Raw genomic sequence first — 24254 nt, 5'->3', positions numbered from 1 at the left:
TTCTCATGCTCAGCGGGCGACGCCGTGGTGGATCGGGCCGGCCTCCTCGCCGAGCCGGCCGCCCTGCCCGCCCCACCGCAGCGCGATGATCTCGGCGGCGATGCTGACCGCGGTCTCCTCCGGCGTCCGGGCGCCGAGGTCGAGCCCGATCGGCGACGACAGTCGGGCGATCTCCTTCTCGTCGAGGCCGGCCTCCCGCAGCCGGGCGAGCCGGTCCTCGTGGGTACGGCGCGACCCCATCGCCCCCACGTAGGCGACGTCGGGGAGCCGCAGCGCCACCTCGAGCAGGGGCACGTCGAACTTGGGGTCGTGCGTGAGCACGCACAGCACGGTCCGGGAGTCGACCCGCCCGGCCGCCACCTCGGCCTTGAGGTAGCGGTGCGGCCAGTCCACGACGACCTCGTCGGCCGACGGGAAGCGGGAGTGGGTCGCGAACACGGGCCGGGCGTCGCACACCGTCACGTGGTAGCCGAGGAAGCTGCCGATCCGGGCGACCGCCGCGGCGAAGTCGATCGCACCGAAGACGAGCATCCGCGGCGGTGGCGCGAACGCCCACACGAACACCCGCATCCCCTCGCCCCGGCGCTCGCCGTCGGGGCCGTAGGTCAGCGTCGCGTTGTGTCCCGAGGCGAGCAGGCCGCGCACGTCGTCGGCGACCGCGTCGTCGGCGCGGGACGAGCCGAGGCTCCCCGTGCGCGGCGTCTCGTCGTCCTCGGCGCGGACCACGATCCGCCGGCCGAGCCAGGCCTCGTCGGGGTGCTCGACGACCGTGGCGACCGCCACCGGCCGCCCCCGCTCGATGTCCGCCGCGATCTCGGCGAGCTCGGGGAAGGTGGTCCGGTCGACCTTCTCGACGTACACGTCGAGGATCCCGCCGCAGGTCAGCCCCACCGAGAACGCGGTGTCGTCGCTGACGCCGTACCGCTCGAGCACCGGTACGCCGGTCTGCACGACCGTCTCCGCCAGCTCGTAGACCGCGCCCTCGACGCAGCCGCCCGAGACCGAGCCGACCGCCTCGCCCCCGGGGCCGACCAGCATCGAGGCCCCGGGCGGGCGGGGCGCGGACTGGAAGGTCGCGACGACGGTGCCGACGCCGACCGTCTCTCCCGCCTCCCACCATCGCATCAGGTCCGACAGCACCTCACGCACGGGCGACCACCTCGATCAGTTCCGCGAACGTGGTCAGCGAGTGCCCGGCCACGAAGTCGTCGACGAAGGGGAGCGCGGCGACGATCCCCTGCTGTACCGGAAGGTACCCCTCCTTGCCGCGGTGCGGGTTGACCCACACGACCCGGTGCGCCAGCCGGTGCAGCCGGCGCATCTGCTCGGCGAGCAGGTCCGGCTCGCCGCGCTCCCAGCCGTCGCTGAACACCACGACCACCGCGCCGCGGGCCATCCCCCGCTGCCCCCAGCGGTCGAGGAAGATCTTGAGGGTCTCGCCGAGCCGGGTGCCGCCGGACCAGTCGGGCACCGTGGCGCCGGCGGCGACGATCGCGCGCTCGGCGTCACGCAGCTGCATGGCCCGGGTGATGTGGGTCAGCCGGGTGCCGACGGTGAACACCTCCACCGCCGACCCGGCACCGGCACGGCCGCCCCCGGGGGGCCGGGCGCCGCGGATGCCCTGGGCGAACACGTGCGAGAGCCGGAGCAGCGCGTCGGCGTAGGCGCTCATCGAGCCCGAGACGTCGACGAGCAGCACCACGCGCCGGGGTCGTGTCGCCCGACGGCGCCACGCGATCTCGGCCGGCTCCCCCATCCGCGACAGCATCCGCCGCAGCGTCCGCCCGGCGTCGACGTCGCCGCGGTGCCACGCGGTCCGGCGGGTGGCGGCCCGGCGCGGCGCCACCGGGTGCAGCGTGGCGAACAGGGCAGCCAGCCGGGCCCTCTCACGGGCGTCCATCTCCGCGATGTCGCGGTGCCGGAGCACCTCCGTCCCGCTGGCCATCGCGCGGACCTCGTCCTCGCCCTCGACCTCGTGCCGTCCGGGGTCGCCGGAGTCGTCCAGCTCGGCCTGCGACGTCGTCTGCTCGGGCCGCTCGCGCGGGACCGAGGAGGTCTCCTGGGCGATGAACCAGGACGTGAACACCTGGTCGTAGCGCTCGGCGTCGTCCGGCCCCGAGCACAGCGTCGTACGCCCGGCCCAGTACGTCGCCCGCTGGTCGCCGAGCCCGACCAGCGAGGCGGCCTCCAGGAACGACTGCGCCCGGTCAGGAGTGACCGCGACACCGGCGGCGCGCAGCGCGCGCGCGAACCCGAGCAGCAGCTCGTCGGCGTCGTGCCGGAGCGCCGGGGCCGGGACGGTCGTGGTCATGTCGTCCCGCCTACCCGGCGAGCATCCGGTCCAGGGCCTTGCGGACCCGCTCGGCGTCCTCGCGGTACTTCACCGCGGTGCCGAGCGTGGTGGCCGCGGCCTCGACGTCGAGGTCCTCGGTGCCGAGCCGCTCGAGGGCCCGCGCCCAGTCCAGGGTCTCCGCGACCCCCGGCGGCTTGACCAGGTCGTCGCGGGCACGCAGCTGCTGGACCAGCGTGACCACCTGCCGGCCGAGCCGCTCCGACACCTCGGGGGCGCGGGAGCGGACGATGGCCACCTCGCGCTCCAGGCCGGGGTGCTCGATCCAGTGGTAGAGGCAGCGCCGCTTCAGGGCGTCGTGGATCTCGCGGGTCCGGTTGGAGGTGAGCACCACGATCGGCGGGGTCGCGGCGCGGACCGTGCCGAGCTCGGGGATGGTCACCTGGTACGTCGAGAGCACCTCGAGCAGGAACGCCTCGAACTCGTCGTCGGCGCGGTCGATCTCGTCGACGAGGAGCACGGCAGGACTCTCCCGCAGCGCGCGGAGCACCGGCCGCGCGAGCAGGAACCGCTCGTCGAACAGCGACTGCTCGACCTTCTCCAGGTCGGCGTCCACGCTCGTCGACGCGGTGCTCTCCACCGCGCGCAGGTGCAGGATCTGCCGGGGGAAGTCCCAGTCGTACAGCGCCTGGCTCGCGTCGATCCCCTCGTAGCACTGCAGCCGGATCAGCGGCAGGCCGAGCGCCTCCGCGACCGCCTCGGCCAGCGCGGTCTTGCCGGTGCCGGGCTCGCCCTCGAGCAGCAGCGGCCGCTGCATGGTGATCGCCAGGTAGCCGATCGTGGCGAGCGCCTCGTCGCACAGGTAGCCGGTCGTGCCGAGCCGCTCGGCGAGGTCGGAGGGCGACGAGACGTTCACGGCAGGCTGCATGTGACCAGCATTACCTACCAGGCAACCCGTGGTCGACGGCCCACCGACGAGAGCCCCCTCGAGACCTGGCGGCCGGCTAGAGCTGGTGTGGGGTGTCCACGTCGCGGCCGGTGGCGAGGTCGCCGCACTCCACGAGAGTCGGGGGGTTCTCGCGCAGGTAGTCGCGGGCGCCGCGGTCACCGCGCGCGGACTCGACCACCCCGCTCCAGTGGTCGCGGCCGATCAGCACCGGGTGGCCCGGCGTCCCGGCGTACGACGCCCGGCCGAGCACGTCCTTCTGCGACCCGAGGCTGTCGAGCATCCGGCGGACCACGGGGGCGCCGACGTCGGGCAGGTCGACCAGCGAGACGAGCGCACAGGTGGCATCGCCGTCCAGCGCGGCGCGGAGGCCGGCGCGGAGCGAGGCGCCCATCCCCTCGGCCCAGTCGTCCGCGCGCACCACCCGGGGGGCCGCGTCGCCGGGCCCGGTCGCCCCGTCGAGCAGGGCGGCGGCCTCGTCGGCCCGGGCGCCGAGCACCACGGAGACGGACGCGCAGCCGCCGTCCCGCAGCACGTCGACCGCCCGCAGCAGGAACGAGCCACCCTGCCCGTCGTACAGCAGGGCTTTCGGGGTGCCCATCCGGCGACCCTCCCCGGCAGCGAGCAGCAGACCGAGGACCGTGGACACCGAGCAGCTCAGAGGATCGGGATCAGTGGGCGCGGGAGACGGGGGCGTTGGGCCGGCAGAGCGGGACCCACAGGGTGTACCGGTCGGCGCGGAACGTCGAGCGGGACACCTCGACCGCGATGTTGCTGGCGAAGGCGCGGCGCGCGATCCGGAGCACCGAGGCGCCCTTCTCGATGCCGAGCATGTCGGCCTCCTCGGCGCGGGCGCGGTCGGCGTCGACCGAGTCCTCGCCCCAGGTCGGCAGCAGGTTGCGGCGGGCGAGTTCGGCGTACAGGCTCTCGGGCAGCGGGGCCTCCAGGAAGCCCGGCACGATGCTGTCGGCGAGGTAGGCGTCCTCGATGCACATCGGGACCCCGTCGGCGAGACGGATCCGCTGCCAGTGGACGACCTTGTCCCCCTCGGCGATCTCCAGCGCACGGGCGACGCCCGGGCCGGCCGACTCCATCCGCGCGAGGAGGGTGCGCGACGAGGGCTTCATGCCGCGACGGCCCATCTCCTCGGTGTAGCTGGAGAGGCGTACCTGGACGTCGATCTTCGCCCGGGCGACGAACGTCCCGCGTCCAGGGACTCGCTCGAGGAGCCCCTCGGTGACGAGTGCGTCGAGCGCCTGCCGGACGGTCATCCTCGCCACGCCGAAGTGCTGCACGAGCTCGCGCTCCGAGGGCGCGGGACTGCCCGGCTCGGCATCTTGGATCAGGCTGCGGACGTACTCGCGCACCTGCACGTGCTTGAGCACGTGTGGTTGTCCTGTCCGCTCGGGGGTGATCAGGTCACCCATGGCTACCTCCCCAGTCGCCGTGTCCCTACCTTAACCCCGTGCCGAGGAGCATGGCCCGGCCCGAGGCAATTGGCGCGGCACCGCCTCGCGGCCGCCGAGCACCTCCGTCACCGGGCCGGAAAAGGGTCGTGACGAGGGGTCCCCCGGTCCGAAACGGTACGACAAAAGCGGAGAAATATCCCCGAATCGGATGACCTGCTGAGCGGATTGACCCGGAATGTTCACTAGAACATGTGTTCGAACCCGCGGTATCGTGGCCCGCATGTCCGTGGATTTCCAGGCCTCACTTTTCGACACCGACACGACGACCGAGCCCGCTCTCGGCAGGCTGCCCGGAACCGTCGAGCGGCATCGGCTGAGCCACGGCGCCTGGGTGGACGTCCGGCGCGGCTGGGTGACCGGGGCCGACGAGCTCTTCGTGCGGCTGGTGCACGAGGTGCCGTGGTACGCCGAGCGGCGGCAGATGTACGACCGGGTGGTCGACGTCCCGCGACTGCTGAAGTTCTACGGCGCCGACGACCCGCTGCCCGATCCGCTCCTCGCCGAGGCCCGTGACGCGTTGAGCGCGTACTACCTCCCCGAGCTCGGCGAGCCGTTCACGACCGCCGGGCTCTGCTACTACCGCGACGGGCGCGACAGCGTGGCCTGGCACGGCGACACCATCGGCCGGAGCCGGACCGACGACACGATGGTGGCGATCGTGTCCTTCGGCGAAGACCGCCGCCTGCTGCTCCGCCCGCGCGAGGGCGGCGCCGGCGCGACGCTCGGCTTCTCCGTGGGCCACGGAGACCTGCTCGTCATGGGCGGCTCCTGCCAGCGCACCTGGGAGCACGCCGTGCCCAAGACCGCCAGGCCGGTCGGCCCGCGGGTCAGCGTCCAGTTCCGCCCGCACAACGTGCGGTAGCGCCGACCAGCCGCATCCTGGCGGACGCACGAAGGGCCCCGGCCGAAGCCGGGGCCCTTCTGTGTGGTTCAGGTGAAGCCGATGGTGCCTGGACTCAGAAGTCCATGCCGCCCATGCCGCCGTCGGCGCCGGGCATCGCTGCCCCGGCCTTCTCCGGCTTGTCGGCGACGACTGCCTCGGTGGTGAGGAACAGCGCCGCGATGGAGGCGGCGTTCTGCAGCGCGGAGCGCGTCACCTTGGCCGGGTCGAGGATGCCCTCGGCGACCATGTCGACGTACTCACCGGTGGCAGCGTTGAGACCGAAGCCGGCCTCGAGGTTGCGCACCTTCTCCGCGACGACTCCACCCTCGAGACCGGCGTTGATCGCGATCTGCTTGAGCGGGGCCTCGCTGGCGCTGCGGACGATCTGCGCACCCGTGGCCTCGTCGCCTGAGAGCTCGAGCTTCTCGAACGCCTTGTCGCTGGCCTGGACGAGAGCGACGCCACCACCGGCGACGATGCCCTCCTCGACGGCAGCCTTCGCGTTGCGAACGGCGTCCTCGATGCGGTGCTTGCGCTCCTTGAGCTCGACCTCGGTGGCCGCGCCGACCTTGATGACCGCGACACCGCCGGCCAGCTTGGCCAGGCGCTCCTGCAGCTTCTCGCGGTCGTAGTCGGAGTCGCTCTTCTCGATCTCGGCGCGGATCTGGTTGACGCGACCAGCGATCTGGTCGGCGTCCCCGGCACCCTCGACGATGGTGGTCTCGTCCTTGGTGACGACGACCTTGCGGGCCTGGCCGAGGAGCTCGATGCCGGTGTTCTCGAGCTTGAGACCGACCTCCTCGGAGATGACCTGGCCACCGGTCAGGATCGCGATGTCCTGCAGCATGGCCTTGCGGCGGTCACCGAAGCCCGGAGCCTTGACGGCGACGGACTTGAAGGTGCCGCGGATCTTGTTGACGACCAGCGTGGACAGGGCCTCGCCGTCGACGTCCTCGGCGAGGATGAGCAGCGGCTTGCCGGACTGCATGACCTTCTCGAGCAGCGGCAGCATGTCCTTGACGCTGGAGACCTTCTGGTTCGCGATGAGGATGTAGGGGTCCTCGAGAACCGTCTCCATGCGCTCGGCGTCGGTGACGAAGTAGGCCGAGATGTAGCCCTTGTCGAAACGCATACCCTCGGTGAGCTCGAGGTCGAGCCCGAAGGTGTTCGACTCCTCGACGGTGATGACGCCTTCCTTGCCGACCTTGTCCATCGCCTCGGCGATGATCTCGCCGACCGAGGTGTCAGCGGCGGAGATCGAGGCCGTCGAAGCGATCTGCTCCTTGGTCTCGACGTCCTTGGCCATGCCGAGGAGCTGCTCCGAGATGGCCTCGACGGCCTGCTCGATGCCGCGCTTCAGCGCCATCGGGTTCGCACCCGCGGCGACGTTGCGCAGACCCTCGCGGACCATGGCCTGGGCCAGGACGGTCGCGGTGGTCGTGCCGTCACCGGCGACGTCGTCGGTCTTCTTGGCAACTTCCTTGACGAGCTCGGCACCGATCTTCTCGTACGGGTCCTCGAGCTCGATCTCCTTGGCGATGGACACGCCATCGTTGGTGATCGTGGGGGCTCCCCACTTCTTCTCCAGGACGACGTTGCGGCCCTTGGGCCCGAGCGTCACCTTGACGGCGTCAGCGAGCGTGTTCATGCCACGCTCGAGGCCGCGACGGGCTTCCTCGTTGAAAGCAATAAGCTTCGGCATAACTCCTGCGATTCCTCACGCGTGAGTCTTGGATGACCGGGTCGGCGCCCGCGACGGACGACCCCTGCGGACCGGCAGACCCTTCCCGCCGGCGCTCGGGACCTCACCTTCTCGGTCCATTGTCAGCGTCCGGGCCGCCTCCGTGAGCCGGTCCGGACTGTCACTCTCCAGAGGAGAGTGCTAACCAATTCTTAGCACTCGCCCGGGGTGAGTGCAAGGCGAAACGGCGCCCCCGGGATCCCCCGCGGCACCGCGCGATGCCCGAGCGGCCGAGCGGGCCACGGACGCACGCGCGAGGCGAGGTCTAGACCGAAGCAGCCACCCTCCGCGAGTCATTGACCCCCCATAACGCCCGGTCCTACTCTGGATGGACCTCGTGGGTGCGACGGGGTTTTGGCCGGAGTAGCGGAGTCCTCGAGACGACGCTCTCCGGCCACTCGTCTGTTCGGGGCGCGTACGCCACGTCGCCGCCGGGCCGGTCCGGCTCAGGCGTCGAGGGCCGCGGCCAGCACGCCGGCGTACTCCTCCGCGTTGCCCGGCAGCACGTCGAGGTAGAGGCCGGGCTCGGTCACTTCCAGCTCGCTCACCGCGAGCTCGCCGTCGGCCAGGCGCATCAGGTCGACCCGGGCGTACGGCAGCCGCTCCCCGAGCACCTTCTCGGCCGCCGCGACGGTCCGCAGCGCCAGTGCCGCGGCGTCCTCGTCGACCGCGACCGGGAGGGTCCGGCCGCCGAACTCCTCGTGCACCCGGATCTCCCCGGCGCCGGGGACCTTCCGGACCTGCGAGGCGACCTCGCCGCCGAAGACGAAGACCGAGGTCTCCCCCTCGCTGCGTACCGACCCGACCAGCGGCTGCACGATCCACGGGCCGGGCTCGAGCGTGGACTCGTCCAGCCCTTCGGGCCCGCCGGGCTCGCCGTCGAAGACGACGACGCCGCGCCCGCCGGCGCCGACCCGCGGCTTCACCACGGCGGTCTCGAAGGACGCGATCGCCGGCGGCAGCTCGCCCTCGTCCTCGACCGCGATCGTGGGGACGACGGGCAGCCCGACGTCGACGAGGTCGAGCAGGTAGCGCTTGTCGGTGTTCCAGGCGAGCACGGCGGCGCTGTTCATCAGCGGCACCGTCGCCTCGACGTCCCGCGCCCAGGCCAGGAAGCGGTCGCGCTGGTGCTCGTAGTCCCAGGCGCTGCGCACCGCGACCAGCCGTGCCGAGGACCAGGCGACCCCGGGGTCGTCCCAGGCCACCCAGGTCGCACCGAGCCCGCGGGCCCGCAGCGCCTCGACGAGCAGGTGGCCGCCGTCCTCCCCGTCCGGAAGGGCGCCGCAGGTGACCAGGAGGACGTCGCTCATGCGGCCGACCCTAACCGGCGTCGACGCGGTTCGGCGGGAAGCCTCCGGTGGCGATCGGGCCCCACCGCTCGATGGTGACCCGGATCAGCGACTTGTCCTGCTTCACCATGGCGGCGCGGTACTCGTCCCAGTCCGGGTGCTCGCCGGCGATGCAGCGGTAGTAGTCGACCAGCGGCTCCACGGCCTCGGGCATGTCGATCACCTCGGCCGTGCCGTCGAGCTGGACGTAGGCGTCGTTCCAGTCGTCCGAGTGGACCAGGACCGACACCCGCGGGTCGCGGCGAAGGTTGCGGGCCTTGGCCCGCTCGGGGTACGTCGACACGACGACGCGTCCCTGGTCGTCCACCCCGCAGCTGACCGGCGACATCTGCGGGCGGCCGTCCTTGCGCAGCGTGACCAGGGTGCCCTTGTGGCGCGGCCGGACGAAGTCGAGGAGGGCGTCCCGGTCGACCCGGTCGGCAGTGGCGATGTGGGGAGACATGCCGTCGAGCCTAGCGACCGGCCGGGGCTCAGCAGCCGCCCGCGACCGCCGGGATCACGGAGACCTGGGCGCCGTCGGGCGTGGTCGTGTCGAGCGCCTCGAGGAAGCGCACGTCGTCGTTGCCGACGTACACGTTGACGAACCGGCGGATCGACCCCTGGTCGTCGAGGATCCGGCCCTTGATGCCCGGGTAGGACGCGTCGAGGTTCTCGAGCACCTCCGACAGGGTGGCGCCCTCGGCGGTGACCTCGGAGTCGCCGCCGGTGTAGGTGCGCAGGATCGTCGGGATGCGGACGCTGACGCTCATCTGTGTTCCTCCGTGGGTTCTGGGGTGACGGCGGCCGGTCAGACCAGGCCGATGGCGGTGAACGCGGTGTAGCTCGGGTCGATCGTCGCGGCCGGGCCGACCCGGTCCGCCACGGCGTCGAGCGTCTTGAGGCCGTCGCCGGTGTTGAACACGACCGTCTCGGCCTCGGGGTCGAGCTGGCCGGTCTCCACGAGCTTCTTCAGCGTCGCGATGGTGACGCCGCCGGCGGTCTCGGCGAAGATGCCCTCGGTGCGGGCGAGCAGCTGGATGCCGTCGCGCACCTCTTCGTCGGTGACGTCCTCGATCGCGCCGCCGGTGCGCCGGGCGACGTCGAGCACGTAGGGGCCGTCCGCGGGGTTGCCGATGGCCAGCGACTTGGCGATGGTGTCGGGCTTGACCGGGCGTACGACGTCGTGGCCGTCCTTGAAGGCGGCCGAGACCGGCGAGCAGCCGTGGGCCTGGGCGCCGAAGATCTTGTACGGCGTGTCCTCGACCAGGCCGAGCGAGACGAGCTCCTGGAAGCCCTTGTCGACCTTGGTGAGCTGGGAGCCGGACGCGACGGGGATGACCACCTGCTGCGGGAGGCGCCAGCCGAGCTGCTCGGCGACCTCGAAGCCGAGGGTCTTGGAGCCCTCGGCGTAGTAGGGGCGGACGTTGACGTTCACGAACGCCCAGCCGTCCTCCTCGCCCGCGATCTCGGAGGCGAGCCGGTTCACGTCGTCGTAGTTGCCGCGCACCGCGACCAGGGAGTTGGTGTAGATCGCGCTCGCCACGACCTTGGGGATCTCGAGGTCGTGCGGGATGAACACGACCGTCTTCATCCCGGCCCGGGCACCGGCGGCGGCGACGGCGTTGGCCAGGTTGCCGGTCGAGGGGCAGGCGAAGACCTTCATGTCGAGCTCGCGGGCGGCGGACAGCGCGATCGCGACGACCCGGTCCTTGAAGGAGTGGGTCGGGTTGCCGGAGTCGTCCTTGACCCAGAGGTTCTTCAGGCCGAGCTCGCGGCCGAGGTTGTGCGCCTTGAGCAGCCGGGTGAAGCCGGGCTCCATGTTCGGGCTCGAGGCGATGTCGGCGGGCACCGGCAGCAGCGGCTGGTAGCGCCAGATGTTCTTGGGGCCGGCCTCGATCTGCTCGCGGGTCACGGCCGGGAAGTCGTAGCCGATCTCGAGGGGGCCGAAGCACTCCTGGCAGGCGTAGAACGGGCCGAGGGGCTGGGTGGCGCGGCACTCGCGGCAGACCAGGCCGGTGGCGTTCCCGAAGGCGCCTTCCCGGAGTCCGGCGGCGGGTGCGGCGAGGGTGGACGTGCTCAAGGAGGCCTCCTTCTCATCTTTCCCGCGCCGACGGTCGGCACGAGACGGAATTGGCACCGTCACCACCGCAGTTCGTCAGGAGGACAAGCGTGCTGTGGCGGGTTGCCGGGGCTTCGTCGGGCCGTTCCCTCTGCCCCTCTCGATGAGCTGAGAATCAGCGTACGCAGGCGTCTCACGATGCGCACATCAGGTCCAGGATCCGAGACCGGACGTTCCGGCATGATGACGGCATGAGGACAGGCGTGCCGTGGTGGCGGGTGAAGCTGGTGCTGAACTGGCTCAACGCCTCCACGCCTCTGGGTCTCGCGGTGGCCACGGCTGGGCGGGCGCGGCTGTCCCGCGGGCCGCGAGGACTGGTGCTCGCGCACGGGTTCCGGCTCGGCGTCCCCGCGCCGGCGTTCACCGTCGGCAACGTGGTGGTCTCCCGGCACGAGCCCGGCTGGTGGGCGGAGCGGCCGCGGATGCTGCTGCACGAGGAGCGGCACAGCTGGCAGTACGTCGCCTGCCTGGGCCTGCCGATGCTCCCGCTCTACGGGCTCGCGGCCGGCTGGTCCTACCTGCGCGGGGGCGACCCGGGGGTGCACAACGCGTTCGAGAGGCTGGCCGGCCTCGAGGACGGCGGCTACGCCACGGTCAGTCGGCGGGAGCGTGCACGGCTGCGGCGTCGCGGGCGAACTGCCTGAGCAGCGCCAGCACCCCGGCCGGCCCGTCCACGACGATGTCGGAGAGCTCGACGAGCGCCTTCTGCTCCTCGGACCCGGAGCAGATCAGCAGGGCCGGGGCACCCTCGTCGCGGAGCTCCCCCACCGCCCGGAACGCCTCGATGTCGCCGAGGTCGTCGCCGGCGAAGATCACGCCGTGCGCGCCGAGCTCGTCGTGGATCGTGCGGAGTGCCTGCCCCTTGTGCATGCCGGGGGCGCGCACCTCGATCACGAGCCGGCCCGGCTCCACGCCCAACCCGAACCGCGACGCCGCGTCGGTGAGCACCGGCAGCAGCCGGTCGTAGGCCGCCCGCGGGTCCGGCAGCCGGCGGGTGTGCACCGCGACCGCGAGGCCCTTCTCCTCGACGAACGCGTCGGCCGCGTCGTGGCGGCGCAGCATCTGCGGCAGCTCCGACATGAAGCTGCCGAGCCCCCGCGGCGGGCGCGGCGAGACGACGCGGCGGGTGCCCGAGGACCAGCGCTCGTTGCCGTACTGCCCGAGCAGGAACAGCTCGTGACCGCGCTCGGCGATGGTCACGCCCACCTCGTCCAGGCTGCCGAGGGTGATCGCCTGGCGGGCGGGGCGGCCGGTGATGACGGCGATGCCGCGCACCTGGTCGGCGAGCTCGACGAGGACCTCGGGGCCGTCGGGGTGGATCGAGGCCTGGGTGGGGTCGTCGACGATCGGCGAGAGCACCCCGTCGAAGTCGAGCCCGACCACCGTCTTCGCGGCGTCGGCCACCAGCGCGTCGTACCTCTGTCGACCCTCGGCCGTGCGGAAGTCCATGGCCCTACTCAACCAGAGCCGGGAAGCGACGGGTCGACGGGTCAGCAGCGTCAGGACGCGGCGGGTCAGGCGAAGTCGGCGGTGAGGATGACCGTGAGCCGGTCGAAGCGCATCGGGGAGATCGCGGGGTTCAGCCGGGCGATGCCGAGGTCCTTGGCCAGCAGCTCGGCCTCCTCCTCGAGCCGGTCGGGGTAGTAGACCGTGCTGGCCGGGATGGTGCCGTACCAGTTGTCGGAGCCGACGACCTGCCAGCCGGCGCCGGCGATCCGGGAGGCGGTGGAGCCGGCCAGCCCGGAGATGCCGGAGTTGTTGTAGACCTCGACGTAGACCTGGCCGCGGCGGACCGCGGGCTCCTTAGGCTTCTTCGGCTTCTGCTTGTCGATGACCTGCTTCGGCGCGGTGGTGGCGGCCGCCGACGGGGAGGGCGCCGGGGCGCTCGGGGACGGCGACGACGACGCGCTGACCGGGCCGGCGGCCTTCGCCGGCTCCTCCGGGTCACCGGAGGTGGTGACGAAGGCGACCCCGGCGAGCGCGACCGCGGCCAGGCTCAGCACGGCGATCGGCGAGGGCACGGCGATGCCCCGCTCGTCGTGGCGGCGGGCGCCGCGTCGCAGGTGCATCTCAGACCTCGAAGCCGAGGCGGCGGGCCGAGCGGGCGCGCTGGCGGGCGGCGCGCAGGCGACGCAGGCGACGCACCAGCAGCGGGTCGAACGCGAGCGCCTCTGGACGGTCGATGAGCGCGTTGAGCACCTGGTAGTAGCGCGTCGAGGACATGTCGAACTTCTCGCGGACCGCCTGCTCCTTGGCCCCGGCGTACTTCCACCACTGGCGCTCGAAGTTGAGGATCTCCCGGTCGCGCTCGGAGAGCTCGTTCGGCTGCGGGGCGTCCTGTCCCTGGTTGAGGGCGTTCGCGGCGTCCATGGACGGCTCCTGCGTGTGTCGAGACTGCGATGCGTAGCGTGGTCGACGCCCATCGTAAGCGACGAACGACAACGATGTCATTTGCATGCGGCGTTTCCCGGGGAGGTTTTCGGGACGCCCCGTTTCCGCTCAGGAGCGCCGGGCACAATGACGTCCGTGACGAGCCTCGACACCCCCTTCGGCCCTCTTCCCGCCCTCGACGTGCCCCCGGGTCCCTCGGTCAACGCGCCGCTCCCCGCCGACCGCCCCGTCCGCTGGGGCATCCTCGCCACCGGCAAGATCGCCCGCGGCTTCGCCGAGAACCTGGCCCTCCTCCCCGACGCCGAGATCGCGGCGGTCGGCGCCCGGCGGCTCGAGAGCGCCCAGGAGTTCGCCGACCGGTTCGGCGCCGCCCGCGCGTACGGCTCTTACGCCGAGCTGGTCGAGGACCCGGACGTCGACGTGGTGTACGTCGCCACGCCCCACGCCCTGCACAAGGAGCACGTGCTGCTCGCCTTCGACGCCGGGAAGCCGGTGCTGTGCGAGAAGGCGCTGACCCTGAACGCCCCCGACGCCGAGGAGCTCGTCGCGGAGGCACGCGCGCGGGGACTGTTCTTCATGGAGGCCATGTGGATGCGCTGCAACCCGGTGGTCCGCCGGCTCAAGCAGCTCGCGGACAGCGGCGCGTTCGGGACGATCCAGCAGGTCCGCGCCGACCTCGGCTTCCTGGTCGACAAGCCGGAGACCGACCGGCTGCTCGCCCCCGAGCTCGGCGGCGGCGCGCTCCTCGACATGGGCGTCTACCCGCTGACCTTCGCCCACCTGTTCCTCGGCAGCCCGGACTCGGTGGCCGCGGTGGCGGCGCTGTCGCCGAGCGGGATCGACCTGAACCTCTCGCTCTCCCTCGGCTACGACAGCGGCGCGGTCGCCTCGCTTTCCTCGACGATGACCGCCTGGTCGCCGCGCACCGCCTCGGTCGCCACGGACACCGGCCGGCTCGACCTCGGCGACGCGTTCCACCACCCCCGGTCCGCGACCTGGACCAGCGACGGGGAGAGCTTCGAGATCACCGAGCAGGTCACCGGGACCGGGCTCGCCGACGAGGCGGCCGAGGTGATGCGCTGCCTGCGCAACGGCGAGCTGGAGAGCCCCCTGGTGCCGCTCGACGAGACCGTGGAGCTGATGCGCCTCATGGACCGGATCCGGGAGGAGATCGGTCTCCGTTACCACGCGGACAGGGACTAGGGTCGAACCTGTGAGTGGATCCGAGGCACCGAACCACACCGCCGACCTGGTCATCGTCGCCAACCGGCTGCCGGTCGACCGCGTCGTGAACCCCGACGGCTCCATCGAGTGGCGCCGCTCCCCCGGTGGGCTGGTCACCGCCCTCGAGCCGGTGATGCGCGCCAACGACGGCGCCTGGATCGGCTGGCCCGGCGGCACGGACGAGGACCTCGAGCCCTTCGTCGAGGACGGCCTGTCCCTGGTGCCGGTGCACCTGACCGAGGCCGAGGTCGAGGAGTTCTACGAGGGCTTCTCCAACGCCACCCTCTGGCCGCTGTACCACGACGTGGTCGCCAAGCCGGAGTTCCACCGCGAGTGGTTCGACGCGTACGTGACCGTGAACCGCCGGTTCGCCGAGCGGACCGCCGACGTCGCCGCCGAGAACGCGATGGTGTGGGTGCACGACTACCAGCTGCAGCTGGTGCCGGCGATGCTGCGCGAGCTCCGCCCGGACCTGCGGATCGGCTTCTTCCTGCACATCCCGTTCCCGCCGGCCGAGCTGTTCCAGCAGCTGCCGTGGCGGCGCCAGCTGCTCGAGGGCCTCCTCGGCGCGGACGTCGTCGGCTTCCAGCGCCCCGGTGCGGCCCAGAACTTCGTCCGCCTGGTGCGCCAGCGGGTCGGCCACAAGACGCACCGCGACATGGTCTACCTGCCCGACGGCCGCACCGTGCAGGCCGGCTCGTTCCCGATCTCGATCGACGTGAAGGGCCTCGAGGAGCTCGCGCACAGCGAGCCCGTGCAGCAGCGGGCCAAGGAGATCCGCGAGCAGCTCGGCAACCCCAAGCGGGTGCTGCTCGGCGTGGACCGGCTCGACTACACCAAGGGCATCCGCGCCCGGCTGCGCGCGTTCGGCGAGCTGCTGGAGGAGGGCGAGCTCGACGTCGAGGACGCCGTGTTCGTGCAGGTGGCCACCCCGTCGCGCGAGCGGGTCGAGCAGTACCGGGTGCTCCGCGACGACATCGACCGCCTCGTCGGCCGGATCAACGGCGACCTCGGCCGGATCGGCCGTCCGGCGATCTCCTACCTGCACACCTCCTACCCGCGCGAGGAGATGGCGGCGCTGTACCGGGCCGCGGACATCATGGTGGTCACGCCGCTGCGCGACGGCATGAACCTGGTCGCCAAGGAGTACGTCGCCTGCCGGTACGACGGCGAGGGCGCGCTCGTGCTCTCGGAGTTCGCCGGAGCGGCCGACGAGCTGCGCCAGGCGTTCCTGGTCAACCCCTACGACATCAACGGGATGAAGGCGAGCATCCTCGAGGCGATCAACGCCGACCCCAAGAGCCTGAACAAGCGCATGAAGGCGATGCGCAAGACCATCAACGAGCACGACGTGTCCGACTGGGCCTCGAGCTTCCTCGACGTGCTCTCGGAGACCAAGCCCATGCACCGCAAGCAGCTCCGCCCCGCCCGTCGTACCTGAGCAGCCCCCGCGTCAACACCCTGCGGACGCGAGGCATCTCACGCGCGCGGGCTGCAGACCGGCTCGGAGGTCGGTGGCTATCCTCACGTCATGGATCTGATCCCCAAGCCGGACCAGGTCGCCTCAGCAGCCAGCAATGTCGCGCACAAGATGTTGTACGGCGGGCTGGCCGATCTCCGACCGATGCCCCGGACCCTGATCGACGACGGGGTGCTGCGGGAGGTCTACCACTACCGTCCGAGCAAGCGGGTGAAGGAGGAGGGCGACCCGGTCCTCCTGGTCACGCCGCTCGCCGCGCCCGCGCTCTGCTTCGACCTGCGCCGCGGCTGCTCGCTGGTCGAGCACCTGGTCACCGGCGGCCGGCCCACCTACCTCGTGGAGTACGGCGAGGTCTCCTTCGCCAACCGCGCCCTCGGCATGGAGCACTGGGTCGACGAGGTGATCCCGGCCGCGGTCGAGGAGGTCAGCGCGCACGCCGGCGGCCGGCCGGTGCACGTGGTCGGCTGGAGCCTCGGCGGGATCTTCGCGATGCTCACCGCTGCGGACCGTCCGGACCTGCCGATCGCGTCGCTCACCGTGGTCGGCTCCCCGGTCGACGTCACCCAGGTGCCGCTCGTCGCGCCGATCCGCCCGCTGCTCAACATCACCGACGGCGGGGGCCTGGTCACCCAGCTCTACCGGCTGCTGGGCGGCGCCCCGAAGCCGCTGGTACGCCGGGCGTTCCAGCTGTCGAGCTTCAACAAGCTGGTCACCAAGCCGCTCGCGATCGCCGCGAAGCTCGACGACACCGACTTCCTCGCGCAGATCGAGGCCGTGGACCGGTTCACCGCGAACATGATCGCCTACCCCGGCCGGACGTTCGGGCAGCTCTACCACCGGATCCTCAAGGGCAACCAGCTCGCCACCGGCGTGGTCCGGATGGACGACCGCGACATCGACCTCGCCGACATCGCGGTGCCGATGCTGGTCTTCGCCGGCGGCAGCGACGGGATCGCGCCGGTGCGCTCGATCCGGCCCATCGAGGACCTGGCGACCGGGGCGCCCTCGGTGCGCTTCGAGGTGGTCCCCGGCGGCCACCTCGGCATGCTCACCGGGCGGGCGGCACGGCAGACCACCTGGCGGATCATCGACGAGTTCCTCGACACCCACGCCACGGCGCCCGCCGCGCCCGCTCCCAAGAAGGCCGCCGGGAGATCCGCCAAGGCGGTCAAGGCCACGAGGACCGCCACGGGCACGAAGCCGGCCAAGACCGCCAAGACCGCCAAGGCCGCGTCGGCGGCGCAGACCGCGAAGAAGACGCCGGCGAAGAAGGCGCCCGCGAAGAAGGCCGCCGCGCAGCAGCACACGAGCCGCAGCGCCGCCACCACCCCGGCGGGCCGGACCGCATCCGCGCACAAGGCGCCGGCGCGCCGGTCGGGCAAGCAGGCCACGCTGCCGAACGCCTCCGCGATCGGGTCGAACCCGACGCGCCGCTACGGCTCCGCCTCCTCGCGGTCGCTGGCCTCTCGCCCGTGACCGCTGCCGCGGCCACCGCACCGTCCCCGGACTGGCGGCTCGCGGTCGTCCTCGGTGTGCTCGTCGCCGTCGCGGTCACGGCGTCGCGCCTGGGCCGCCTCGGGGTGGAGCGCAACCACGTGACCGCGGCGTCCCGCGCGGTCGTGCAGCTGGCCGCGGTCTCGCTGGTGATCACCGCGGCCCTCGGCTCGATCGGGTGGTCGCTGGCCTTCGCGCTGCTGATGTTCTCCGTGGCCACCTGGACCTCCTCGGGCCGCATCGACGTACCCCGGGCACAGGTCCCGATGGTCGGCGCCGCGGTGGCCGCCGGGGCGGTACCGGTCCTCGCGCTGATCCTCGGCTCGGGGGTGGTGCCGTTCAACGGGGCCGGCCTGGTGCCCACCGCCGGGATCGTGATCGGCGGCGCGATGACCGCGGCCACCCTGACCGGGCGGCGCGCCTACGACGAGCTGCAGACGAGCTTCGGCACCTACGAGGCCGGCCTCGCGATCGGGCTGCCCAGCCCCGAGGCGGCTTTCGAGGTGATCCAGCCGAGCGGCAGGGAGGCGCTGACGCCGGGCCTGGACCAGACCCGGACGGTCGGGCTGGTCACCCTGCCCGGCGCGTTCGTCGGCGTGCTGCTCGGCGGCGGCACCCCGCTCGAGGCCGGCGCCGCGCAGATCATGGTGCTGATCGGGCTGATGGCCGCCCAGGCGATCACCACCGCGGTGCTGCTGCGGCTGGTCGCCCACGGCCGGGTGGTGCGCCGCAGCATGGCGGGGAGGTACCCCAGGTGACCCGGGTCCGCCGGCTCCCCCGGCTCACCGTGCTCGTCGCGGCCGCGGCGCTGCTCGCCGGCTGCACGTCGTCCGGCTCCGGCGCCGAGCCGTTGCCCGTGCCGGACGAGCCCGCGTTCACGTCGTACGTCGCCCTGGGCGACTCGTTCACCGCCGGCCCGCTGGTGCCCACCACCGCGCTCGCCGACGGCTGCCTGCGCTCCGACGGCAACTACCCGGCGCTGCTCGCGGAGCGGCTCGACATCGCCCGGGTCACCGACGTCAGCTGCAGCGGCGCGACGACCGGGGACCTGACGGGCAGGCAGAAGACCGTGGGCAGCGCGACGGTGCGCCCGCAGCTGGACGCGCTGCGGCGCGGCACGGACCTGGTCACGCTCGGCATCGGCGGCAACGACTTCGCACTGTTCTCCACGCTCGTCCAGACCTGCAGCCGGCTCCGGCCCGTGGACCCGCAGGGCTCGCCGTGCGCCGAGCAGCTGCGTGCGCAGGGCGTCGACCTGGTCGCCCGCACCGGTGACATCGCCGACCGGGTCGTCGCCGCGCTGCGCCGCATCGAGGCCCGGGCGCCGGAGGCGGAGGTGCTCGTCGTGGGCTACCCGCGGCTCACCCCCGAGACCGGCACCTGCCCGCGCCGGCTCCCGTTCGCCGAGGGCGACTACGCGTGGGGCGACCGGTTGACCCGCGCGCTCAACGACGCGCTCGCCGACGCCGCGGACCGGGCCGGCGTGGGGTTCGTGGACATGTACGCCGCCTCCGAGGGCCACGACATCTGCGCCGAGGACCCGTGGGTCAACGGCCGGCGTACCGACCGGGCGGCCGCGCTCGCCTACCACCCGTTCGCCGCGGGGATGGAGGCCGTCGCCGACGAGGTCGCCGACACCCTGTCCTGAGTGCCGCCGTCCCGCGGACCGGTGCCGGGCGGGTCCCGGCCCGCCCTCTAGGGTGACGCGCATGAGCGCTCTGGGTGGTCTCGTCGACCGCGGGCTGGTCGCCCCCGACTGGGCCGAAGCCCTTGCCCCGGTGGACACGACGGTCGCCGCGATGGGGCGGTTCCTGCGCGACGAGGTGGGCGCGGGGCGCACCTACCTGCCGGCGGGGGACGACATCCTGCGCGCGTTCCGCCGTCCGCTCGCCGACGTGCGGGTGCTGGTGGTCGGCCAGGACCCGTACCCCACCCCGGGGCACGCGGTCGGCCTGTCCTTCTCGGTCGCCTCCGACGTCCGGCCGGTGCCGCGCAGCCTGGCGAACATCTTCCGCGAGCTGCAGGCCGACCTCGGCGTGGACCTGCCGACGAGCGGGGACCTCACCCCCTGGGCCGACCAGGGCGTGCTCCTGCTGAACCGGGTGCTCACCGTGCGGCCGGGGTCGGCCGGCTCACACCGAGGGCGCGGCTGGGAGACGGTCACCGAGCGCGCGATCCACGCGCTGGTGGAGCGGGGCGGCCCGCTGGCCGCGATCCTGTGGGGCCGTGACGCGCAGACGCTCAAACCGATGCTCGACGGGGTGCCGTGGGTGGAGTCGGCGCACCCGAGCCCGCTGTCGGCGTCGCGGGGGTTCTTCGGGTCGCGGCCGTTCAGCCGCGTGAACGACCTGCTCGGCCGGCAGGGCGGTGCGCCCGTCGACTGGCGGCTGCCCTGACCGTCGTACGGCGCCGGGCCCGGCCGCCGTACGACCGGGAGCCTCGCCGGCTCAGGTGACGGTGCGCAGCCCGGCCTGCTCGATCAGCTCGACCACGTGGCCGGCGATCCGCTCGAGCGCGGCCACGTCCTCGGCGTCGAGGCCGTCGAACACCAGCGACCGGACCGTCTCCACGTGCCCCGGAGCCGCCGCCACGAGCACCCGCCAGCCCTCGGCGGTGAGGCGGACCATGGTCACCCGGCCGCTGTCGGCACACGGGAACCGCTCGACCCAGCCGCGGGCCTCGAGCTTCTTCACCACGTGCGACAGGCGGGACAGCGAGGCGTTGGTGCGGACCGCCAGCTCGCTCATCCGCAGCGTCCGGTCCGCGCTCTCGGAGAGCATCGCCAGGCACAGGTAGTCGAAGTGCGTCATGTCGGAGTCGCGCTGCAGCTGCGAGTCCAGGGTCGGGGAGAGCTTCAGCATCACGCCGGCCAGGTTGAGCCAGGCGCGGAGCTCGTCGTCGTTCAGCCAGCGCGTCATGACACCATCCTAGCAAACACTTGATGCTTCAACCTTCAATCTGCTACCTTCGAGTTGTACCTTCAACACCGGAGCCTGCCATGACCGAGAACCCCACACCGCACGCCGGGCGGATGCCCGCGCTCTACATCGGCCACGGCGCGCCGCCGCTGCTCGACGACCCGCTGTGGAGCTCGCAGCTCGCGGCCTGGTCGCGCGACCTCCCCCGGCCCACCGCGGTGCTCATCGTCTCCGCGCACTGGGAGGCCGCCCCGGTCAGCCTGAGCGCGACCTCCGCGGGCACACCGCTGGTCTACGACTTCGGCGGCTTCGCGCGCAAGTACTACGAGATGACCTACGAGACGCCGGACGCCTCGGCGCTCGCGGCGAGGGTCGCGGCGATGATGCCGGACACCGAGCCCGTCCACCAGCACCCCAGCCGCGGCCTCGACCACGGCGCCTGGGTGCCGCTCAAGATCATGTACCCCGACGCCGACATCCCCGTCCTGCAGATGTCGCTGCCGACCCAGGACCCGCACAAGCTGCTCGAGCTCGGCCGGCGGCTCCGGCCGCTGCGTGACGAGGGCGTGCTGGTCGTCGGCTCTGGGTTCCTCACCCACGGGCTGCCGTTCCTCAAGGAGTTCCGCATCGACGCGGCCGCCCCGGGCTGGTCCACCGAGTTCGACGCGTGGGCGGCCGACGCGCTCGCCCGCGGCGACGTCGAGGAGCTCGCGTCGTACCGCTCCAAGGCGCCGGGGATGCCCTACGCGCACCCGACCGTGGAGCACTACACGCCGTTGTTCGTCACGCTCGGCGCCGCCTCCGACCCCGAGGCACCGGGCGACCAGCGCATCGACGGGTACTGGATGGGCCTCTCGAAGCGGTCGCTCCAGGTCGCCTGACCTCCGGGGTTCCGCTCCGCGCCCGCGTGCGGTGGGATGGGGCGCATGTGGCAGCTCCTGCTCGGCGCCCTCCTCAGCGCGGCCCTCACCCTCGGTCCCGCGGTCGCGTCCGGTCCGGCGGGCCGGTCCCCCGAGGGCCCGGCCGGGGCGCGGGCGGAGGCACGGGCGACGGCGACCCGGGCGACCGCGGGCACGACGAAGCGGTTCTGGGTCACGGACCGGCACCGCTACACCTCGCCGTGGTACGCCGGGGAGCGGCGCAAGATGATCCCGTTCGGCTGCACCCGGGCGCCGTACTACGACCCCGACCCACGCTGCACCGGCGAGCGCGGTTTCCACCATGGGCTGGACATGGCGATGCCCTGCGGCACCCGGCTGTTCGCGGGACTCCCGGGGCGCGTCGTGCGGCCCGGTTCGGCCGGCGGGCTCGGCCCGTCGTACGGCGCCCGCGCCTTCCGGATCCGCAACGCCCAGCGCGACGTGGACGTCGTGGTCGGGCACGTGCGGCGGGTGTACGTCGACCCGGGCGACCGCGTCCGCAAGGGGCAGCTCGTCGCGCGCGCCTCGGACGCGGCCGCCCCCGACGGCTGTCACCTGCACTTCGAGGTACGGCCGTCCGGCACCGGGTACACCTCCGCGGTCCGCCCGCACGACTACCTCATGCTCGCGCGCTGACGGATGGGACAATGCCGGGCGTGAGCATTCTGTCGATCCAGTCCTCGGTGGCCTACGGACACGTGGGCAACAGCGCCGCCGTCTTCCCCCTCCAGCGCCTCGGCATCGAGGTGTGGCCGGTGGTCACCGTCCACTTCTCCAACCACACCGGCTACGGCGCGTGGCGTGGCCCGCTGCTCAGCGCGACCGACATCGGCGACGTGATCACCGGGGTCGAGGAGCGTGGCGCCCTGCCCGGCGTGGACGCGGTGCTCTCCGGCTACCAGGGCGCGGAGGACGTGGGCGCGGTCATCCTCGACGCCGTCGACCGGGTCAAGGCGGTCAGCGCGGACGCGGTGTACTGCTGCGACCCGGTGATGGGCGACGTGGGCCGCGGCTTCTTCGTGCGCCCCGGGATCCCGGAGTTCATGCGCGACCAGGTCGTGCCGAAGGCCGACATCATCACCCCCAACCACTTCGAGCTCGACTTCCTCGCCGAGACCGCGACGGCCGAGGGCGGCTCGCTCGACGACGTGCTCGCCGCGGTCGACAAGGTCCGCGGGCTCGGGCCGCGGACCGTGCTCGTGACCAGCGTGATCCACCGCGACACCGCGGCGGACAGCCTCGAGATGATCGCGGTCTCCCCCGACGGAGCCTGGTCGGTGACGACCCCGCTGCTACCGATCGCGCCGAACGGCGCGGGGGACCTCACCTCGGCCCTGTTCCTCGCGCACCTGCTCTCCACCGGCGACCCGGGGACGGCGCTCGCCCGGACGGCGTCCACGGTGTTCTCGATCCTCGAGGCCACGGCGGAGTCGGGACGTCGGGAGATCGCGCTCGTGCCGCACCAGCACGTGATCGCCGACCCGCCGATGCAGTTCGAGGTCACCCGGCTGCGCTGACCCGCCGCCCGCCGGGACCACCCGCCGAGCCGCCGCCTCCCGCCTGCCCGGGCGGGACCTTCGGCCGTGGCCGCCGCACCTCCCACCCGCGCAGAGTGGGACCAGGGGCGGCGGAGCGACGAAGGGCGGCGCGATGACCAAGCCGACACTGACCTTCCTGGGCGCGGCCGGCACGGTCACCGGCAGCAGGTTCCTGCTCCGGGTCGAGGACGCCGGCGCCCTCGTCGACTGCGGGCTGTTCCAGGGCGAGCGGGTCTGGCGGCGGCGCAACTGGGCGCCGTTCCCCGCCGACGCCTCCCGGCTGTCCACGGTGGTGCTGACCCACGCGCACCTCGACCACTGCGGCTACCTCCCGGCCCTGGTCCGGGCCGGCTTCCACGGCCAGGTCCTGTGCACGCCGGGGACCGCGGCGCTCGCGGCGATCGTGCTGCGCGACGCGGCGCACCTGCAGGAGGAGGACGCCGAGCACGCCCGGGCCGGCGGGTACTCCAAGCACGACCCGCCCCTCCCGCTGTTCGACGAGGCCGACGCCGAGAAGGCGATCGGCCTGCTGCGCCCCGTGCCGTTCGGCCGGCCCGCCGAGATCGGCGGCATCGGCAGCGTGACCCTGCACCCGGCCGGGCACATCCTGGGCTCCGCGTTCGCGGAGATCACGATCGGCGCCCGGACCCTGCTGGTCAGCGGCGACCTGGGCCGTCCGGTGCACCCGCTGCTCGCTCCCCCGCAGCCGCCGGTCGGCGCCGACGTCGTGCTGGTCGAGTCGACGTACGGCGACCGCACCCACGACCCGCTCAGCACCGACCGGCTCGCCTCCACGATCCGGCGCACCGCCCGCCGGGGCGGCACCGTGCTGATGCCGGCGTTCGCCGTCGACCGCACGCCGGTGCTGCTGCACCACCTCAAGGTGCTGATGGACGCGGACCAGATCCCGCACCTGCCGGTGTACGTCGACAGCCCGATGGCCCTGGCCGCGCTCGACGTCTACCGGCGGGCGATCCAGGAGCGCTCGCCCGAGGTGCGCGCCGGGCTCGAGCGCGACGGAGACCCGCTCGACCCGGGCGACCTGCACCTCGTGCACTCGGTCGAGCAGTCGATGCGGCTCAACCAGCCCGACCACCCGTGCATCCTGATCTCGGCGTCGGGGATGGCGACCGGGGGCCGGGTGCTGCACCACCTCGCACACCAGCTTCCGCAGTCGCGCCACACCGTCGTGCTCACCGGGTTCCAGGTCCCCGGGACCCGCGGGCGGGCGCTGCTCGACGGCGCCAAGGCGATCAAGATCCATGGCAAGTACGTCCCGGTGCGCGCCGACGTGGTGCCCGCGCCGGAGTTCTCGGCGCACGCCGACGCCGACGAGCTCGTGGCGTGGCTGCACCGGGCGCCCCGCAGGCCGGAGACCGCGTACGTCGTGCACGGGGAGCCCGACGCAGCGTGGACCCTGGCCGGACGGCTCACCGGACAGCTCGACTGGACCGCGGTGGTGCCGAGGTACCTCGAGACGGTCGTCGTCGGCTGACCGTCCCGCGCCGACGTG

26 protein-coding genes and 1 riboswitch are annotated in these 24254 nt (G+C 72.8%); of the genes, 12 read left to right on the top strand and 14 right to left on the bottom strand.

The features are described 5' to 3' along the window. Positions 1-9: 9 nt before the first annotated feature. From K1X13_RS09615 to K1X13_RS09595, 5 genes are all read right to left on the bottom strand, one after another. The gene (locus tag K1X13_RS09615; RefSeq protein WP_221024876.1) at positions 10-1149 is read right to left on the bottom strand and encodes an XdhC family protein; all 1140 of its coding nucleotides are present in this window, start codon (positions 1147-1149) and stop codon (positions 10-12) included. Then, complete coding sequence (locus K1X13_RS09610) at positions 1142-2311, bottom strand: vWA domain-containing protein (protein ID WP_221024875.1); 1170 nt, start codon at positions 2309-2311, stop codon at positions 1142-1144. Before K1X13_RS09610 ends, K1X13_RS09615 begins: the two co-directional genes overlap by 8 nt. A 10-nt stretch (positions 2312-2321) precedes the next feature. Continuing rightward, positions 2322-3218, bottom strand: a complete 897-nt coding sequence (locus tag K1X13_RS09605; protein ID WP_221024874.1) for an AAA family ATPase — start codon at positions 3216-3218, stop codon at positions 2322-2324. A gap of 76 nt (positions 3219-3294) precedes the next feature. Beyond that, positions 3295-3885, bottom strand: a complete 591-nt coding sequence (locus K1X13_RS09600) for a nucleotidyltransferase family protein (RefSeq protein ID WP_308249478.1) — start codon at positions 3883-3885, stop codon at positions 3295-3297. A gap of 22 nt (positions 3886-3907) precedes the next feature. Next, a complete protein-coding gene (locus K1X13_RS09595; protein ID WP_221024873.1) occupies positions 3908-4663 on the bottom strand; it encodes a GntR family transcriptional regulator in 756 nt (251 codons plus the stop codon). 262 nt (positions 4664-4925) lie between these two features. Between K1X13_RS09595 and K1X13_RS09590 the strand changes: the two genes are divergently transcribed. Further along, the gene (locus tag K1X13_RS09590) at positions 4926-5567 is read left to right on the top strand and encodes an alpha-ketoglutarate-dependent dioxygenase AlkB (protein WP_221024872.1); all 642 of its coding nucleotides are present in this window, start codon (positions 4926-4928) and stop codon (positions 5565-5567) included. Between the two features lie 94 nt (positions 5568-5661). Here the strand turns inward: K1X13_RS09590 and groL are convergent, their stop codons facing one another. The 5 genes from groL to thrC all read right to left on the bottom strand — a co-directional run bounded on the left by groL (position 5662) and on the right by thrC (position 10737). Then, positions 5662-7290 (bottom strand): chaperonin GroEL, encoded by a 1629-nt coding sequence (groL, locus tag K1X13_RS09585; RefSeq protein WP_221024871.1) that lies wholly within the window; start codon positions 7288-7290, stop codon positions 5662-5664. Between the two features lie 485 nt (positions 7291-7775). After that, positions 7776-8639, bottom strand: a complete 864-nt coding sequence (locus K1X13_RS09580) for an ATP-grasp domain-containing protein (protein WP_221024870.1) — start codon at positions 8637-8639, stop codon at positions 7776-7778. A 10-nt stretch (positions 8640-8649) separates the two neighbouring features. Continuing rightward, positions 8650-9120 (bottom strand): PPOX class F420-dependent oxidoreductase, encoded by a 471-nt coding sequence (locus K1X13_RS09575; protein ID WP_221024869.1) that lies wholly within the window; start codon positions 9118-9120, stop codon positions 8650-8652. A 28-nt stretch (positions 9121-9148) separates the two neighbouring features. Beyond that, positions 9149-9427: a MoaD/ThiS family protein gene (locus K1X13_RS09570; RefSeq protein WP_221024868.1), complete on the bottom strand. Its 279-nt coding sequence runs from the start codon at positions 9425-9427 to the stop codon at positions 9149-9151. Positions 9428-9465: 38 nt separating this feature from the next. Further along, positions 9466-10737, bottom strand: a complete 1272-nt coding sequence (gene thrC, locus K1X13_RS09565; protein WP_221024867.1) for a threonine synthase — start codon at positions 10735-10737, stop codon at positions 9466-9468. A gap of 10 nt (positions 10738-10747) precedes the next feature. Then, a riboswitch (SAM riboswitch) is annotated at positions 10748-10886 on the bottom strand. A gap of 81 nt (positions 10887-10967) precedes the next feature. Here thrC and K1X13_RS09560 point away from each other — a divergent pair. Next, a complete protein-coding gene (locus K1X13_RS09560; protein ID WP_221024866.1) occupies positions 10968-11420 on the top strand; it encodes a hypothetical protein in 453 nt (150 codons plus the stop codon). Here the strand turns inward: K1X13_RS09560 and otsB are convergent. The 3 genes from otsB to napA form a co-directional block, all read right to left on the bottom strand. Beyond that, positions 11371-12225: a trehalose-phosphatase gene (otsB, locus tag K1X13_RS09555; protein WP_221024865.1), complete on the bottom strand. Its 855-nt coding sequence runs from the start codon at positions 12223-12225 to the stop codon at positions 11371-11373. The genes K1X13_RS09560 and otsB overlap by 50 nt on opposite strands. A gap of 65 nt (positions 12226-12290) precedes the next feature. Continuing rightward, on the bottom strand, positions 12291-12845 hold the full coding sequence (locus tag K1X13_RS09550; RefSeq protein ID WP_221024864.1) for a LytR C-terminal domain-containing protein: 555 nt from the start codon (positions 12843-12845) through the stop codon (positions 12291-12293). 1 nt (position 12846) lies between these two features. Continuing rightward, the gene (gene napA, locus K1X13_RS09545) at positions 12847-13218 is read right to left on the bottom strand and encodes a nucleoid-associated protein NapA (RefSeq protein ID WP_504739195.1); all 372 of its coding nucleotides are present in this window, start codon (positions 13216-13218) and stop codon (positions 12847-12849) included. Positions 13219-13302: 84 nt separating this feature from the next. Between napA and K1X13_RS09540 the strand changes: the two genes are divergently transcribed. The 6 genes from K1X13_RS09540 (at position 13303) to K1X13_RS09515 (ending at position 19761) form a co-directional block, all read left to right on the top strand. Then, positions 13303-14370 (top strand): Gfo/Idh/MocA family protein, encoded by a 1068-nt coding sequence (locus K1X13_RS09540; protein WP_308249477.1) that lies wholly within the window; start codon positions 13303-13305, stop codon positions 14368-14370. Positions 14371-14380: 10 nt separating this feature from the next. Further along, positions 14381-15832: an alpha,alpha-trehalose-phosphate synthase (UDP-forming) gene (locus K1X13_RS09535; protein WP_221024861.1), complete on the top strand. Its 1452-nt coding sequence runs from the start codon at positions 14381-14383 to the stop codon at positions 15830-15832. A gap of 90 nt (positions 15833-15922) precedes the next feature. Further along, the gene (locus K1X13_RS09530; protein ID WP_221024860.1) at positions 15923-17347 is read left to right on the top strand and encodes an alpha/beta fold hydrolase; all 1425 of its coding nucleotides are present in this window, start codon (positions 15923-15925) and stop codon (positions 17345-17347) included. Continuing rightward, positions 17344-18123: an ABC transporter permease gene (locus tag K1X13_RS09525; protein ID WP_308249476.1), complete on the top strand. Its 780-nt coding sequence runs from the start codon at positions 17344-17346 to the stop codon at positions 18121-18123. Before K1X13_RS09530 ends, K1X13_RS09525 begins: the two co-directional genes overlap by 4 nt. Next, entirely contained in the window at positions 18120-19013 is an 894-nt protein-coding gene (locus K1X13_RS09520; protein ID WP_221024859.1) for an SGNH/GDSL hydrolase family protein, read from the top strand. Before K1X13_RS09525 ends, K1X13_RS09520 begins: the two co-directional genes overlap by 4 nt. 61 nt (positions 19014-19074) lie before the next feature. Then, positions 19075-19761, top strand: a complete 687-nt coding sequence (locus K1X13_RS09515; RefSeq protein ID WP_221024858.1) for a uracil-DNA glycosylase — start codon at positions 19075-19077, stop codon at positions 19759-19761. Between the two features lie 51 nt (positions 19762-19812). Here K1X13_RS09515 and K1X13_RS09510 read toward each other — a convergent pair whose 3' ends face one another. After that, complete coding sequence (locus K1X13_RS09510; protein WP_221024857.1) at positions 19813-20283, bottom strand: MarR family winged helix-turn-helix transcriptional regulator; 471 nt, start codon at positions 20281-20283, stop codon at positions 19813-19815. A gap of 80 nt (positions 20284-20363) precedes the next feature. Here K1X13_RS09510 and K1X13_RS09505 point away from each other — a divergent pair, with 80 nt between their 5' ends. The 4 genes from K1X13_RS09505 (at position 20364) to K1X13_RS09490 (ending at position 24236) form a co-directional block, all read left to right on the top strand. After that, positions 20364-21164: a dioxygenase family protein gene (locus K1X13_RS09505; protein ID WP_225914925.1), complete on the top strand. Its 801-nt coding sequence runs from the start codon at positions 20364-20366 to the stop codon at positions 21162-21164. 45 nt (positions 21165-21209) lie between these two features. Continuing rightward, complete coding sequence (locus tag K1X13_RS09500; RefSeq protein ID WP_221024856.1) at positions 21210-21839, top strand: M23 family metallopeptidase; 630 nt, start codon at positions 21210-21212, stop codon at positions 21837-21839. Positions 21840-21859: 20 nt separating this feature from the next. Further along, positions 21860-22720 carry a pyridoxal kinase PdxY gene (gene pdxY / locus K1X13_RS09495; RefSeq protein ID WP_221024855.1) on the top strand — a complete coding sequence of 287 codons (861 nt, stop codon included), beginning with the start codon at positions 21860-21862 and terminating at the stop codon, positions 22718-22720. 133 nt (positions 22721-22853) lie between these two features. Then, the gene (locus K1X13_RS09490; protein WP_221024854.1) at positions 22854-24236 is read left to right on the top strand and encodes an MBL fold metallo-hydrolase RNA specificity domain-containing protein; all 1383 of its coding nucleotides are present in this window, start codon (positions 22854-22856) and stop codon (positions 24234-24236) included. Positions 24237-24254 lie beyond the last annotated feature (18 nt).

Origin of the sequence: Nocardioides jiangsuensis, assembly GCF_019679455.1 — a bacterium.
Taxonomy (GTDB): domain Bacteria; phylum Actinomycetota; class Actinomycetes; order Propionibacteriales; family Nocardioidaceae; genus Nocardioides_C; species Nocardioides_C jiangsuensis.
The sequence above is the reverse complement of the archived record's forward strand: the minus strand, read 5'-3'. Positions and strand labels throughout refer to the sequence as shown.